This is a genomic window from Pseudoalteromonas sp. BSi20480, from assembly GCF_000241365.1.
GTDB classification, from domain to species: domain Bacteria; phylum Pseudomonadota; class Gammaproteobacteria; order Enterobacterales; family Alteromonadaceae; genus Pseudoalteromonas; species Pseudoalteromonas marina.
In genome coordinates, this window is the sequence record NZ_BADX01000041.1 from 1 (window position 1) to 15304 (window position 15304).

A 15304-nucleotide genomic window follows, 5' to 3' on the forward strand; every position below is an offset into this window, starting at 1 on the left:
AGTAGTGGTCTTTTTTTATTATTCAGTGGAAAGCTGCTGTTACCATTTCTTTTTTGGAGCAAACAGCACATCTAAATCGTCTTGTTCTTGCTCGTTTTTCTTTTTTAGGGCGCTTGCGTTAGATGCTTTTAGCTCGACGCTAATTTCCTCTAAGTAACGTTCCACTTCTTGACGTTTAGCATTTACATATTCGTCTGAATAAGGCACTGCACTAAGCGTTGCGTAGGCTTTTTCAAAATATTGTCTAGCAGAGCCAACCATACTCGCAGAACGTGCGGAAATACCGCGTTTAATTTGGCTTTCTATATTTATTTTAAGCTGCAATTTCTCAAGCAGTTTGTCTTCGCCTGTAAATACTTGGCTATTAACACGGCCCTTAGTGTGTTCAGAACGTAGGATCACACGTAATTTTTTAATCCCTTGAATTAGCGCAACAAGCTGTTTGTCGTTACTTGGTAATGCTAATGACTCACTACTGGTTCCTTGCACCGGGTTAGAGAGATGCTGTTTCATTTCTTCTAAACGGCTCTTTAGCGCTTTTGAGGTTGGCGAATGCGTAACCATTGTTTTGAGTGCTTCGGCAATTCGGCTTTGTAGAACCCTAATAACGTTTTCAGATAGCGGAATATTAGCCTGGTTCATTAATGCTTCTTCAGTTTCTTCAATGATCGCCTTTTGTTTTGTGAGTTCTTTTCGGCGCTCATTTTCTTGTTTTTCTTTGTGTTGCTGAACAGCACTTACCCAAAGTGCAATCACAACCAAAGCAACTATAAGGACAATTATAATAGACACGATCATGGTGTAATTCTCGGATTCATAACCTAATTTTTTAATATTACATTAAATATAAGCCATCGGGGTAGTTTTGCGCGAATTAACTTCAAATTAGGTAAATTAACTGTCGTTAAATATAAGGACTATGAGATTAATTCGTCTAATCTTGGCTACCTCAAGTATATTTATTATGCTAGCCTTGAGCACCACTTCGATAAATGCACGCTATAAGCTTAATCAACGCTACCAGTAAAACTGATCTAGCTTTATAGAATTGCCTTTATTTATAATAAATTACAACGTAAAAATGCAACCATGAAATTACAACAACTCAGATACATAGTAGAAGTACAAAATCATAAATTAAATGTTTCAGCAACGGCTGAGAGTTTATTTACCTCACAGCCTGGTATTTCTAAACAAGTACGTATGTTAGAAGATGAGTTAGGTGTTCAAATTTTTGGGCGAAGTGGCAAGCATTTAACGCATGTAACTAGTGCCGGTGAAGATATTATAAATATCTCGCGAGAGATACTTTCAAAGGTAGAAGGTATAAAAGCGGTAGCTAACGAGCACACATTACCAGACCAAGGTAAGCTCAATATAGCAACAACGCACACTCAAGCACGTTATGCTTTACCTAGTGTGATTCAGGGGTTTATGAAAAAATACCCTGCAGTATCATTGCATATGCACCAAGGTACACCGCAACAAATATCTGATGCCGCAGCAAGGGGCGATGCCGATTTTGCCATTGCAACTGAAGCGCTTCATTTATACTCTGATTTAGTTATGTTGCCTTGTTATCATTGGAATCGCAGTATTGTTGTTGCAAAGGATCATCCACTTGCTAAAAAAGCCAATAGTTTAACGGTAGCAGATATTGCCGAATACCCGCTAATTACTTATGTATTTGGTTTTACGGGTCGCTCTGAATTAGACAAAGCATTTAGCGCCCATGGGTTAGAGCCGCATATTGTATTTACGGCGACTGATGCCGATGTAATTAAAACCTATGTTCGTTTAGGGCTTGGCGTAGGGGTAGTGGCTTCAATGGCGATTGATGAAATCACTGATACTGATTTAGTCTGCATTGATGCAAGTCACTTATTTGAAGCTAGCACTACAAAAATTGGCTTTAGAAAAGGCAGCTTTTTACGTACTTATATGTATGACTTTATAGAACGATTTGCGCCGCATTTAACTAAAGAGCGAGTGGAGCGCGCGAGTTTATTACGTAATCAAGATGATGTAGATAAGTTATTTGAAGATATAGAGTTACCTGTAAAGTAGCACTGGGTCTGATAACAAAAACCGACTATTTATTGATAGTCGGTTTTTTTGTTTAAGGTTAGCCTAACACTCGATAATGTTAACGGCTAAACCACCACGCGCGGTTTCTTTGTATTTTGTTTTCATATCATTACCTGTTTCAAGCATGGTTTTTATTACTTTATCAAGTGATACTTTTTGCTCGCCACTACCACGAATTGCCAATCGAGAAGCATTGATGGCTTTTATAGCCCCCATCGCATTACGTTCAATACAAGGAACTTGCACTAAGCCGCCAACAGGATCGCACGTTAAACCTAAATTATGCTCCATGCCTATTTCAGCTGCGTTTTCAACTTGTACAACATTTCCACCCACAATTTCAGTTAATGCTCCAGCGGCCATTGAACACGCAACACCTACTTCGCCTTGGCAGCCCACTTCGGCGCCAGAAATAGACGCATTTTTTTTATATAAAATACCAATTGCAGCGGCTGTTAGTAAATAACGTGTGGCTATGTCGCGGTCTACTTCTTTTACAAATGTATGATAGTACATGAGCACAGCGGGTAGAATGCCAGCAGCACCATTAGTGGGGGCTGTTACCACTCGTCCACCGGCGGCATTTTCTTCATTAACGGCAAGTGCAAATAGATCGACCCAATCCATTGCTCTGAGTGGATCGTTGCTCACTTCGATATTCAGTTTTAAGTATAGGCTGGGGGCACGTCGTTTTACTTTTAAACCGCCAGGTAAAATTCCTTCAGTACGCATTCCGCGCTCAATACAGGCTTTCATTACTTGCCAAATATGAAATAACTCATCTTTTATAGCGTCTTCGGTTCGAAGTGTGCGTTCGTTTTTCATCATCAAGCTAGATACACTCAGGCCTGAGTCTTTACACATTTCAAGTAGCTCTTTTGCGCTACTAAAAGGGTATGGCGCTGGGTTCTCTTCTCTAATATCGAGCGCTGCTTGCTTTTCGTTTTCAAATTCTTCGTCGGTAACAATAAAGCCGCCGCCGATAGAGTAGTACACTTTGCTATAAAGCTTTTCACCATTATTTGAAGCAATAATCTCCATTGCATTAGAGTGCTTTGGGAGCGTTTTACGACGATGAAAAACAATAGCACCTTGCTTAGGAAAGTTGGCTTTGTGTGTTTGGTTTAAATAAATAACTTGTTCTTGCTCGATAGTTAATAAAATATCATCGACTAAATCGGCATCGATTGTTTCTGGGTCATAGCCTGCTAAGCCAAGTACAACAGCTTTGCCAGAACCATGACCTATACCTGTTTGACCTAACGATCCATATAACTCTACTTTTATATCGGTAACACTTTTTAATAGCTGTTTTTCATGGAGTTCATTAACAAATAAGCGTGATGCGCGCATTGGGCCAACGGTGTGTGATGACGAAGGGCCAATACCAATGCTAAACATATCAAATGCACTGATCATAGTGTGTGTCTCTTATTAATTTACTCAGCCCGAGGCTGCTCTTTGAACGGTCGAGCATAATAACGCGGAATTGTTAGCATGTAACTATTATTAACGAAGATTTAAACTGGTAAGGCTAGTTGTTTTGTAAAGTTTTTTATAATGCTAGCAGTTGCTCCCCAAAGTAACCCATGGGGGGTGACAAACCCCTGCAGAGTAATTTCTTTACCAAAACGTTGAAATGGCAAAGGTTGCCAGTTAGCTTCAGTACTTAATTCATTTAAGGATAGTAAAAAGCTGGCTTGTACTTCATTGTGATCGTTTTCCCACTGCGTATTTTTATTTAAAACACATACGTAGGGACGAATACTAAACCCTGTTAAAGTGGAGTACTCTGGTAAATTGCCAAGGATACTTACATCTTTGTGCGCAATGTTTAATTCTTCTTTCAATTCACGTAGTGCCGTTGTGCGAAGCGTTTTGTCACTTGCCTCAAATTTACCACCGGGTAAGCAAATTTCACCTGGGTGATGATGCAAATAAGTAGGGCGCTTACACAGTAAAATATGTGCATGTCCGGCTACATCTATAATGGGCAACATAACGGCACTGGCGCGTTTATTTCGAGAGTCTTTTATTTGATTTGGCGCAGCGGTTGGGCTTAATTGAAAGCGCGTTTTAATAAAGTCACTATTCAAGATCACCTACTCTTTAATAAAGGTAAAATTTTATTTACCTTATCGTAAGTCTCTTGGTATTCCAATTCGACTTTAGAATCAGCGACAATTCCGCCTCCGGCCCAACAGTAAATATGCTGCTTATAGCAAACTAAAGTACGAATAGTAATACTGGTATCCATATTACCGCAGGCACTTAAATAACCTATAGAGCCACAGTAAACGCTGCGCTGATGAGGTTCTAGTTCTTCTATAATTTCCATCGCGCGTATTTTGGGGGCCCCAGTAATAGACCCACCAGGAAAAGCGGCCTCGAGTTGATCAACGGCTGTTTTATTAATATCAAGTTCGGCGGTCACTGTACTTACTAAATGGTGTACGGCCGGAAAACTTTCAATTGCAAATAAAGAAGGCACTTTAACGCTGCCGGGTTTGGCTACTTTACCTAAGTCGTTACGAAGTAAATCTACAATCATCACGTTTTCTGCGCGATCTTTGGATGAGTTTGCAAGTTTTAACGCTTGCGCACTATCTTCGTGGGCGTCAGCTTTACGTGCAAGTGTCCCTTTTATTGGTTTAGTTTCTACAATATTGTTTTGGATCGATATAAAGCGCTCAGGCGAAATTGACAAAATAGCGCCTGCAGGATGATTAATAAAACTTGAAAAAGGCGCTTTATTAGCTTCGCGTAATTTAACATACGCTGACCAAGGGTCACCGCTATATTGGGCTTTAAAGCGCTGCGCTAGATTAATTTGATAACAATCACCGCTTTTTAAATAGTCTTCAATTACAGCAAACTTTTTGGCGTATTGGGTTTGGCTCATATTAGAAAACCACTCAGACGTTAACTCAAACTTTGCGTCAATCAGAGTTGATGCTAAATATTTCTCGTAAAGCGCGCGTCTTTCAACATTTGGCTGTGAAACATAAAACCACGCATTTTGCTTTCTATCAAAAATGAGTGCATCTAAATAAAGGCCTACAGCCATTTGCGGTAAGTGTATGTCTTGCTCTGCTATAGTTGGCATTTTTTCAATTATACGACCCAAGTCATAGCCGAAATAACCTAACCAACCTCCATTAAAGGGCAAGTCAAAAGGTGCTTTTGTGTTACTGAGTTTGCGCAAATGGGTATTCATTATCTCAAAACAGGTTAGCTCACTTGGCTCGCCATTGAATAATGTTTTGTTATCGCTCACTTCAAGCAAGTGTTCAGGTTCTATGGAAATTATGTCGTAGCGACTATTTACATGGTCGCTATTAGCAGAGTCGAGCAGTATGGCATGAGGCAGATGAGAAAAATGCGAAAATACATCAATACAATTTTGTGTTATTGATAATTTTATACAATTATTTTTATTGTTTAGCATTTACTACCCCTATAAGAACTGGCTCCAAACGGGCTGGGAGGGTATCATAAGTCAAATTTTTTTGGCAGCGTTTAGTATAAAATCAACGTTGTAATTAAAACAGTACAAACCACCGTCACCGGTTTGGTATAGATTACGCTTAAGCGTAAAGCTAACTTAAGGAACCATTATGAGTACAATCCGTCAGCAAGACTTTATTGATAGCATTGAAGATGCATTGCAATATATTTCGTTCTACCATCCACTTGATTTTGTTCAAGCATTAGAGAAAGCTTACAATAAAGAACAAAGTAAAGCTGCTAAAGATGCTATTGCGCAAATTTTAATTAACTCGCGTATGTCGGCTGAAGGCAAGCGTCCGCTTTGTCAAGATACAGGTATTATTACGTGTTTTGTAAAAGTGGGTATGGATGTTAAGTGGGATAAAACAGACTTAACAGTTCAACAAATGGTTGATGAAGGTACTCGCCGTGCGTATTTGAATCCAGACAACCCGCTTCGTGCTTCTATTGTTGCAGACCCTGCTGGTACTCGTAAAAACACAAAAGATAATACCCCTTCGGTTGTTCACATCGACTTGGTAGCTGGTGGCGAAGTAGAAGTCATGGTTGCAGCAAAAGGTGGCGGCTCTGAAAACAAAAGTAAAATGGTTATGTTAAACCCTTCAGACGATGTTGCTGCCTGGGTAGAAAAAACACTGCCTACAATGGGTGCTGGTTGGTGTCCACCAGGCATGCTGGGTATAGGTATTGGTGGCACAGCAGAAAAAGCTGCAGTAATGGCTAAAGAGTCATTGATGGATCCGGTTGATATCCATGAGCTTATGGAGCGTGGGGCGGAAACTACAGAAGAAAAGCTTCGTCTAGAAATATTCGAACGTGCAAACAAACTAGGTATTGGTGCACAAGGCCTGGGCGGGTTAACAACGGTTGTTGATATTAAAATTAAAACCGCTCCTACCCATGCAGCATCAAAACCAGTGGTGATGATCCCTAATTGTGCAGCAACTCGTCACGTGCACTTTACTTTGGATGGTTCAGGTCCTGCTGATTTAAAAGCGCCTAAGCTTGAGGATTGGCCTGAAGTGACTTTTGAAGTAGGTGAGGGGACACGTCGTGTAAATTTAGACACGCTGACGAAAGATGATGTTCAAGAATGGAAAATGGGTGAAACCGTTTTACTTTCAGGCACCATTTTAACTGGCCGTGATGCAGCGCATAAACGTTTGCAAGACATGATCAACTCTGGTGAAGGCTTACCTGAAGGCGTTGATTTTGATAATAAATTTATATACTACGTTGGCCCTGTAGACGCTGTTGGTGATGAAGCGGTGGGCCCAGCAGGCCCAACTACAGCAACACGTATGGATAAATTTACCGATATGATGCTAGAAAAAACTGGCATTGTAGGCATGATTGGTAAAGCAGAGCGCGGCCCTGCAACGGTTGAATCAATCAAAGAGCATAAATCTGTTTACTTGATGGCTGTAGGTGGTGCTGCGTATTTAGTATCTAAAGCGATTAAAAAAGCGCGTGTAGTTGCGTTTGAAGATTTAGGTATGGAAGCGATTTACGAGTTTGAAGTTGAAGACATGCCTGTAACGGTTGCAGTAGATAGCGAAGGTGCCAATGCACATACGCAGGGTCCTGCGATTTGGAAGGCAAAAATTGCTGAGCTTGATAGCAAATTAAAGTAATTGTTATCTTTGTTTATGAAGCGAGCCATGTGCTCGCTTTTTTATTTTAAAATCATCAATATTGAATGAAAACTGATCTTACCAGTTGTGTGGTAATTGTTTATATAAATATAAATCACTAAATAACAATTGCTTGCGTGTTAATGGTGGATGTATTAAAAACTTTACGGAAAAATCAATGGTTACGCTAACGTAAACGTAAAGAGGTGTACCCTTGTGTTATTTTAGTTTTAATGTCTATTTTTGTAATTTATTTTAAATTTTTATTTGTTAATAAGTTATAAGTTGATTATTTAATTTAATCACTTGGTGTTTGTTAGCTTTATCATCTTGATGTGTGGCGAACACTATCTTGAAGTGGTAAAGTCTCGACAATTTCCAGCGCGTACACCCTCTCACGGGTCAATTTTTCGGAGTATTTTAAGTGGCTGTGTTTAATCAAGTTGAATTTGATAACCATGAACAAGTAGTCTTTTGTTCTGACAAAGAGTCAGGTTTAAAAGCAATTATTGCTGTGCATAGTACCAAGTTGGGGCCTGCTGTTGGTGGGTGTAGAATGTGGGATTACGCTAAAGATGAAGACGCAGTGTATGATGTTTTGCGTTTATCAAAAGGGATGACTTACAAAAATGCGGTTGCGCGCCTTCCTTTTGGTGGTGGAAAATCTGTCATTATTGGTAACGCCAAAGAAATTAAATCGGAACAACTTTTTCGTGCATTTGGTCGCCAATTAGAGCGTTTAAATGGTAGCTATTACTCAGCAGAAGACGTCAATATTACCTGTGCCGACGTTGCTTTAATGAACAAAGAAACAAATTACGTTCTAGGCCTTGAGGGCAAAAGTGGAAACCCATCTCCTTTTACTGCATACGGTACTTTTTTAGGCATTAAAGCTGCACTGCAGCACCAACGCGGCCACCAAGACTTCTCGGGCATAAAAGTAGCTGTACAAGGTTTAGGGGCTGTTGCTTACGGCTTGTGTCAGCACTTAGCTGATGCAGGTGCTAAGTTGTTTGTGACAGATATAAACCAGGTTGCAATTGATCGTGTTGTTAACGATTTTGGTGCAACAGCTGTTGGTATTGATGACATTTATGACTTAGATGTAGATGTGTATGCACCCTGTGCATTAGGCGCAACCATAAACGATGACACTATACCTCGTATTAAAGCAACCATTATTGCTGGTTGTGCTAATAATCAGTTAGCACAATCACGCCATGGTGAAATTATTCGTGAAAAAGGCATTTTGTATGCGCCAGATTACGTTATAAACGCAGGGGGTATTATTAATGTTTATTACGAAACTGCGCCAGAAGGTTATACCGTTGAGGCCTCTAATAAACACGTTGAGGGTATTTTTAATACGCTAACAGAAATTTTTGCTCGCAGCGAAAAAGAGCAAAAATCGACGCACTTAATTGCAGATGAGCTTGCTCAAGAAATAATACAAAATGGCCTTTAGATTTATATTTAGGTCTTGAAGAAAGGGGATGCATTTGCGTCCCCTTTTTTGTTATTAATGCTATTTTTATGAAACAACGTTACACTTTATTTTTAATTAAGTGTGGTATGTATAATGACGTCAACTTCGAATATGCAGCCTATCGACTTTGATAGCTGGCCTCGTAAACAACATTTTGAACTATTTAAAAATTTTACCCAGCCATACTTTAATGTGTGTGTTCAGCTAAACGCACAAACACTGTTTGATTACTGTAAGGCTCAAAATATATCGTTTTTTCAAGCCTATGTTTATTGCACACTAAAAGCTTGCTTCGCTTATGAACCAATTATGTTACGAATTATAGAATCCAAGCCCTGGTTACTTACAAGCATCCGTGCAAGTGTTGTTGAACTTGATGAAGACGAGTGCTTTGTATTTAGTTATTTTGATTATTTGGGCTCTTTCAAAGAGTTCTCAGCCAATAGCGACAAAGTAAGTAAACAATCTAAGTCAAACTCACTATTTAGCGACGCATTTGCCAATACAGAGGGGCAAGCTGATTTAATTCATATATCTGTTTTACCATGGCTTAATTTTAGCGCTTTTTCACATGCATTTAGCGAAGGGCAAAGTTTAGGGATCCCTAAATTTGTATTTGGTCAATACGACAAACAAGCTGGCACGATGCCACTGTCTGTTGACGTACATCACTCTTTAATGGATGGTCTACACGTTGCGCGCTTTGTAAAGGTGTTACAAGCTGAGTGTGATCATTTTAAATGTAAATGACGGTAGTAAAAAAAGTATTTTAAAAATCTATAATAACCACAGCAGTTGAAAATTCATCCCGGTGAACATATTTATAAAGGCACATATATGTTTAGGGTATTGCCATGATAAATGGACTGTTAATTGGTGTTTTAGTGTTATTTGTGGCGATACTTTGGCAATGGTCTTCTATTCAAGCCTTCCTTTGGCGCAATAAGTATCAACGTATGGGTTTAAGCTCTCAGCAAAAAGATATCTTACTGCGCTGTATGCCTATTTACCGAAAGATGACGGATGCTGATAGAGCCAAACTTGAGAGACATATTGTTTGGTTTTTAAATGAAAAGCGCTTTATTGGTTGCGATGGATTAAAACTCACACCTGCCATGAAACTTATTGTAGCTGCTGATGCCTGCGTACTCGTGCTTAACAAACCGTGGCCTCTTTATACTAATGTAAAAGAAATATTATTGTACCCAAGTGCTTACTATGCCCCACAAACCACGCGAGATAGCGCCGGCTTAGTTAGTTATCATAATACGGTGAGACAAGGTGAATCGTGGCCTGGGGGAACATTAGTACTAAGTTGGCATGATGTATTAGAAGGAAGCCGCTTACCCAGTGATGGGCATAACTTGGTGTTTCACGAATTTGCTCATCAGTTAGATCAGGAAACAGGTAAAACAACAGGTACGCCACTCTTAAAAAGCTCGGCTGATTATAAAGATTGGGCAAGGGTATTTAGTCGTGCTTTTACGCAGCTTAAAAGTCATGTGGCGTATAGTATGCCTCATGTTATTCATAGTTATGGTGCAACAAACGAGGCCGAATTTTTTGCGGTGATCACCGAAACCTTTATTGAAAAACCAGCAGAGTTGCGACGCTACGATCCAGAAATATATAGAATGCTGGTTAACTACTATCAATTTGACCCCATTTCTTGGCATTAAACGTAATAAACTGCGCTTTATCAAATAACGCTGGTAACTTTTGGTTGTTTTTGTTGCAATCGGTTAAAACACACAGCAACAATAAGCGAGAAAGTTATGAAGAAATTGCTGCATACGGCGTTGGCTTTGTCAGTGTCATTAGCTCTTGGGCAAGCACATGCTGAATCAACCGATAAAAAAGATGAACAAAAATGGCAATTAGATTCTCCTAAAGGGCAATTTGTTGACGCTAAAATTAGCGTAGAACAAGGCACATGGATGAACATTGATATTAGCCCAGATGGCAAAACCATTGTATTTGACTTACTAGGCGACATTTACACAATGCCAATGAGTGGCGGTACAGCAACACAATTAACCTCTGATATAGCATGGCAAATGCAACCTCGTTTTAGCCCCGATGGTAAACACATTGCGTTTACTTCTGATCAAGGTGGCGGCGACAATATTTGGGTTATGGATTTAAACGGTGAAAACCAAAGTGCAGTAACCAACGAAACGTTTAGACTATTAAATAGTCCAGCGTGGAGCCCTGATGGCGATTTTTTAGTGGCGCGTAAACACTTTACGGCTAGTCGTTCACTTGGTGCTGGTGAAGTATGGCTATACCATAAAGCAGGTGGTAAAGGGGTTCAGCTGACTAAACGCGAGAACGACCAAAAAGATTTAGGTGAGCCAATGTTTTCACCTGATGGGCGTTATGTGTATTTTTCTCATGATGCTACACCAGGCAAAACGTTTCACTATTCGAAGGATTCTGTAGCGGGTATATATAAAATTAAGCGCTACGATCGTGAAACAGGTGAAATAGAAACAATTATTGATGGTATGGGTGGCGCAATTAGACCAACTCCATCGCCAGATGGAAAAACGCTTGCTTACATTAAGCGAGACGACTTTCAAACTAGTTTGTATCTTTATGATTTAAGCACGGGTGAGCACACTGAGGTATACGATAAGTTAGAGCGTGATATGCAAGAAACGTGGGCTATTCACGGTGTTTATCCTACAATTGCCTGGACACCCGATAATAAAGAATTGGTATTTTGGGCGGGTGGTAAAATTCAATCTGTTGACGTGACTGACAAATCAGTTAGTCCGATTGCATTTAAAGTAGAAACCACTAAAAAGATTCAACCAGCGCTTCGTTTTACTCAAAATTTAGACACTGATGAATTTGACGTAAAAATGCTGCGTAATGTGCAAGTAAGCCCCGACGGTGAAACCGCTATTTTTGAAGCGTTAGGCTATATTTATAAACGCGATTTAGAATCTGGAAAAATTAAGCGTTTAACAAAACAAACAGATCATTTTGAATTATTTCCGCAGTATTCTCGCGATGGTAAAAAAATAGTTTACACCACGTGGAACGATAACAAGCAAGGGCAAGTGCGCGTTGTATCTTCTCGCAGTGGTCGAGGCGACACAATTACACAAGAGCCAGGCAAGTATGTAGAACCAACGTTTAGCCCAAATGGTAAAACGGTTGTCTACCGTAAAGCTAGCGGTGGCAGTATTTTAAATCCTAAATGGTCATTAAATCCGGGGATTTATAGCGTTAGCGCAAAAGGCGGTAAAAGTGAGCTGATTTCTAAAAGTGGATATCAACCACAGTTTGGGGCAGACAACGACCGTGTATTTGTAATGAGCCCATGGCCAAAACCATCGCTCAGTGTTGTAGAGCTAGAAAGCAAAAAAGTATCTAAACTTTATGAATCTGAGCATGCTACTGAATTTAGAGTATCTCCAGATGGGGAGTATCTTGCTTTTGCTGAGCGATTTAAAGTGTATGTTACGCCATTAGTAGAAAGTGGGAAGGCCATAAATATTGGACCTAAAGACAGTAAATTCCCTATAGAGCAGCTATCTGTGCGTGCTGGTGAAAGTATTAGCTGGAGTGCCGATAGCAGCAAACTTTATTGGTCACTAGGGCCTGAGCTTTACCATGCAAGTTTAAACGGTGTATTTGCGATTAACAGTAAAAGCGATGCTGATTTTAAAGTTAAAAATGGCGAAAACATCGGGTTTAGTAAGAAGGTGGATGAGCCAAAAGGCATGATTGCTTTAACTGGCGGTAAAATTATTACGATGAATGGTGATAAAGTCATTGAAAACGGAGTCATAATTACTGATGGCAAGCATATAAAAGCTGTGGGCCCAGCTTCTGAGTTAAGCATACCAAAAGATGCAGAAGTTATTGACGTTACTGGTAAAACTATCATGCCGGGTATTGTTGACGCCCATGCTCATGGTTCTCAAGGGAGCAATGAAATAATTCCTCAGCAAAATTGGAAAAACTTTGCAGGTTTAGCTTTAGGTGTTACGACTATTCATGATCCCTCTAACGACACCACCGAAATATTCACTGCAAGCGAAATGCAAAAAGCAGGTATGATTGTTGGTCCGCGTATTTTCTCTACAGGAACTATTTTGTATGGGGCTAATATGCCGGGTTATACCTCGCATATTGATTCGTTAGAAGATGCTAAATTTCACTTAGAACGCTTAAAGAAAGTCGGTGCTTTTAGTGTTAAATCATACAATCAACCCCGTCGTGAGCAGCGCCAACAAGTCGTTGAAGCAGGTCGCGAACTTGAAATGATGGTTGTGCCAGAAGGAGGTTCGCTACTGCAACATAATTTGAGCATGGTGGTTGATGGGCATACAGGTATTGAGCATTCCATTCCCGTAGAAAACATATACGATGATATAAAACAATTATGGTCACAAAGTGATGTGGGTTACACACCAACGCTTGTTGTTGCCTATGGTGGCATATGGGGTGAAAACTATTGGTATGATAAAACTGACGTGTGGAACCACCCACGTTTAAGTAAATTTGTGCCTCAAAATCAGTTGCTGCCGCGTTCTATGCGTCGTGTTAAAGCACCCGATCATCACTATAATCATTTTAACAATGCACGTGTGTCGGCTGAGCTACAAGACTTAGGTGTTTTAGTTAACTTAGGAGCACATGGCCAACGTGAGGGGTTAGGCGCACATTGGGAAATGTGGATGTTTGCCCAAGGCGGCATGACGCCACTAGAAGCCATACGCGCATCAACACTCGATCCAGCTAAGTACCTAGGGCTTGATAAAAACGTAGGCTCGCTTGAAGTGGGTAAACTGGCTGATTTAATGGTGATTGATGGTGATCCGTTAATTGATATTCGCAGCTCTGATAAAGTTGATTATACAATGATTAATGGTCGTTTATTTAATGCAGAAACGATGAATGAAGTTGGTAAAAAAGCACGCCAACCGCTTTATTTTGAAAAGTAACAATTTTAATTAACGTCTTTAAAAAGCGGCTTTTATGCCGCTTTTTTATTTTAAAAATTATAAACAGCAGGCATAAAAAAACCGCTTAACGCGGTTTCTTTTAAAATCATTAATGTTGATTAAACAACACCACGCGGTAGGCGACAGTCATGATCTTTACGCGCTAGGATTACAATCCACAATTCTTCTGCGGTGTAACCATCTTCACTTTGTGTAACCACAGTGAATGGCGCTTTTTTCTGAGCAGTAACAGGCGCAGCTTTTTTGGTTTTAGTTTTTTTAGCTGGCGCTTTTTCAGCAGGTGCCGGTGTTGCTTTACCACTGCTTAATTCTTTAGTTAGCTCAGCTACGTCAGCTAGGCGTAAGTTTTTTCCGCCATCGATGCTGTACCAGCCTGGTTTAGTTGTAATTTCAGGTTTTTTACCATTAGCAGCTTCATACGCTGCTTCAAAGGCAGATAGTACTTCTGTTTTGTCTAGTTTGCTCATCAGAGACCCTATACGTTGTGAACACAGATAAAGAGAAGCTATTTATACCTATTTTGAATCAGTTTTTCAATTTTTTGCGATTTTCCTTCCATTTTAAAGCAATAAACGCCAAAATTTGCACAAAATTCAGTGCAAAGTAAGGTTACGCGTATGCAACGTCAAGAATTTAACCAATTATTAAATGATATTTTAAAGCCTCACAATATTAAGGATTTTTGCCCAAATGGATTACAAGTTGAGGGTAAAAATGAAATAAAAAAAATTGTTACCGGAGTAACAGCGAGCCAAGCTTTAATTGACGCTGCAATTGATGAGCAAGCAGACGCTATCTTGGTCCATCATGGTTATTTTTGGAAAGGCGAGTCTCAACCTATTACCGGGATGAAAAAGCGGAGAATAGGCGCCTTATTGGCTAACGATATTAATTTATTTGCTTATCACCTCCCTTTAGATATTCACCCAGAGATTGGTAATAACGCGCAGCTTGCAAAATTATTAGATATTGAAATTCAAGAAGGCCTTGAGCCTGTTGCTAACAGTGTAGCAGTGAAAGGGCGCCTTAAAACAGCGCTAAGTGGAGATGAATTTGCATCAAAAATAGCTAAGATGCTTAATCGAGCCCCTCTCACAAGCTTAGTTCGTTCAAGTAAAATACAAACTATTGCGCTGTGTACTGGTGGAGGTCAAGGTTATATTGATTTAGCTGCGGAGCAAGGTATTGACGCTTATTTAACAGGTGAAGCGTCTGAGCAAACTATTCATAGTTCACGAGAACAAAATATTGATTTTTTTGCAGCAGGGCATCATGCAACCGAACGCTACGGTATAAAAGCTCTGGGCGAGCTACTTGCCCTGGAGTACGGTTTTGAGGTTAGCTTTATTGATATTGATAATCCTGTTTAAGTTACTGTGATATTTAAGATTATTAATTTTAGTACTCGTTATATTTTAAAATTTAAAGCCTTGAATTTAACGCCAGTTAAATAGGGGCGACAACGGATAGTGTACAAGCTCTGCTCTAATAGACTTTATTTACTTATATTGAAGTGAGGGCGTGTTTAAATTTGTTGTCTAGTGGGTTAAATGTAAGTTGATAGTGTTCAGAGCGAGGGAAATAGACACGCTTTCTTTATATAC

Annotated in this window: 12 protein-coding genes; 7 read left to right on the forward strand and 5 right to left on the reverse strand. The window is 39.8% G+C overall.

Translation table 11 applies throughout. The features are described 5' to 3' along the window. Positions 1–39: 39 nt before the first annotated feature. A complete protein-coding gene (locus P20480_RS13895; RefSeq protein ID WP_006792361.1) occupies positions 40–798 on the reverse strand; it encodes a hypothetical protein in 759 nt (252 codons plus the stop codon). A 291-nt stretch (positions 799–1089) separates the two neighbouring features. Between P20480_RS13895 and cysB the strand changes: the two genes are divergently transcribed. Continuing rightward, complete coding sequence (cysB, locus tag P20480_RS13890; RefSeq protein WP_006792362.1) at positions 1090–2067, forward strand: HTH-type transcriptional regulator CysB; 978 nt, start codon at positions 1090–1092, stop codon at positions 2065–2067. 63 nt (positions 2068–2130) lie between these two features. Here cysB and P20480_RS13885 read toward each other — a convergent pair whose 3' ends face one another. From P20480_RS13885 to pabB, 3 genes are all read right to left on the reverse strand, one after another. Next, the gene (locus P20480_RS13885) at positions 2131–3507 is read right to left on the reverse strand and encodes an L-serine ammonia-lyase (protein ID WP_008127692.1); all 1377 of its coding nucleotides are present in this window, start codon (positions 3505–3507) and stop codon (positions 2131–2133) included. A 101-nt stretch (positions 3508–3608) separates the two neighbouring features. Continuing rightward, positions 3609–4184 (reverse strand): NUDIX hydrolase, encoded by a 576-nt coding sequence (locus P20480_RS13880; protein WP_008127693.1) that lies wholly within the window; start codon positions 4182–4184, stop codon positions 3609–3611. 2 nt (positions 4185–4186) lie between these two features. Then, positions 4187–5536, reverse strand: a complete 1350-nt coding sequence (gene pabB, locus P20480_RS13875; RefSeq protein WP_008127694.1) for an aminodeoxychorismate synthase component I — start codon at positions 5534–5536, stop codon at positions 4187–4189. A 169-nt stretch (positions 5537–5705) separates the two neighbouring features. Between pabB and P20480_RS13870 the strand changes: the two genes are divergently transcribed. The 5 genes from P20480_RS13870 (at position 5706) to P20480_RS13850 (ending at position 13679) form a co-directional block, all read left to right on the forward strand. Next, the gene (locus tag P20480_RS13870) at positions 5706–7232 is read left to right on the forward strand and encodes a fumarate hydratase (RefSeq protein WP_006792366.1); all 1527 of its coding nucleotides are present in this window, start codon (positions 5706–5708) and stop codon (positions 7230–7232) included. A gap of 424 nt (positions 7233–7656) precedes the next feature. Continuing rightward, the gene (locus P20480_RS13865; RefSeq protein WP_006792367.1) at positions 7657–8697 is read left to right on the forward strand and encodes a Leu/Phe/Val dehydrogenase; all 1041 of its coding nucleotides are present in this window, start codon (positions 7657–7659) and stop codon (positions 8695–8697) included. A 132-nt stretch (positions 8698–8829) separates the two neighbouring features. Further along, entirely contained in the window at positions 8830–9468 is a 639-nt protein-coding gene (locus P20480_RS13860) for a CatA-like O-acetyltransferase (protein WP_008127695.1), read from the forward strand. Positions 9469–9572: 104 nt separating this feature from the next. Further along, entirely contained in the window at positions 9573–10397 is an 825-nt protein-coding gene (locus P20480_RS13855) for a M90 family metallopeptidase (protein WP_008127696.1), read from the forward strand. A gap of 96 nt (positions 10398–10493) precedes the next feature. Beyond that, positions 10494–13679, forward strand: coding sequence for an amidohydrolase family protein (locus tag P20480_RS13850; RefSeq protein WP_033025081.1), 3186 nt, complete (start codon positions 10494–10496; stop codon positions 13677–13679). A 119-nt stretch (positions 13680–13798) separates the two neighbouring features. Here the strand turns inward: P20480_RS13850 and P20480_RS13845 are convergent, their stop codons facing one another. Next, positions 13799–14167: a hypothetical protein gene (locus P20480_RS13845; protein ID WP_008127699.1), complete on the reverse strand. Its 369-nt coding sequence runs from the start codon at positions 14165–14167 to the stop codon at positions 13799–13801. A 150-nt stretch (positions 14168–14317) separates the two neighbouring features. Here P20480_RS13845 and P20480_RS13840 point away from each other — a divergent pair, with 150 nt between their 5' ends. Continuing rightward, the gene (locus tag P20480_RS13840; RefSeq protein WP_008127700.1) at positions 14318–15070 is read left to right on the forward strand and encodes a Nif3-like dinuclear metal center hexameric protein; all 753 of its coding nucleotides are present in this window, start codon (positions 14318–14320) and stop codon (positions 15068–15070) included. The last annotated feature ends 234 nt before the right edge of the window (positions 15071–15304 follow it).

Excerpts from the sequence above, each read along its gene's own strand:
- cysB (WP_006792362.1), top strand. The coding sequence starts at position 1,090 with ATGAAATTACAACAACTCAGATACATAGTAGAAGTACAAAATCATAAA.
- P20480_RS13840 (WP_008127700.1), top strand. The coding sequence starts at position 14,318 with ATGCAACGTCAAGAATTTAACCAATTATTAAATGATATTTTAAAGCCT.
- P20480_RS13860 (WP_008127695.1), top strand. The coding sequence starts at position 8,830 with ATGCAGCCTATCGACTTTGATAGCTGGCCTCGTAAACAACATTTTGAA.
- P20480_RS13870 (WP_006792366.1), top strand. The coding sequence starts at position 5,706 with ATGAGTACAATCCGTCAGCAAGACTTTATTGATAGCATTGAAGATGCA.
- pabB (WP_008127694.1), bottom strand. The coding sequence starts at position 5,536 with ATGCTAAACAATAAAAATAATTGTATAAAATTATCAATAACACAAAAT.
- P20480_RS13855 (WP_008127696.1), top strand. The coding sequence starts at position 9,573 with ATGATAAATGGACTGTTAATTGGTGTTTTAGTGTTATTTGTGGCGATA.
- P20480_RS13845 (WP_008127699.1), bottom strand. The coding sequence starts at position 14,167 with ATGAGCAAACTAGACAAAACAGAAGTACTATCTGCCTTTGAAGCAGCG.
- P20480_RS13850 (WP_033025081.1), top strand. The coding sequence starts at position 10,494 with ATGAAGAAATTGCTGCATACGGCGTTGGCTTTGTCAGTGTCATTAGCT.
- P20480_RS13895 (WP_006792361.1), bottom strand. The coding sequence starts at position 798 with ATGATCGTGTCTATTATAATTGTCCTTATAGTTGCTTTGGTTGTGATT.
- P20480_RS13885 (WP_008127692.1), bottom strand. The coding sequence starts at position 3,507 with ATGATCAGTGCATTTGATATGTTTAGCATTGGTATTGGCCCTTCGTCA.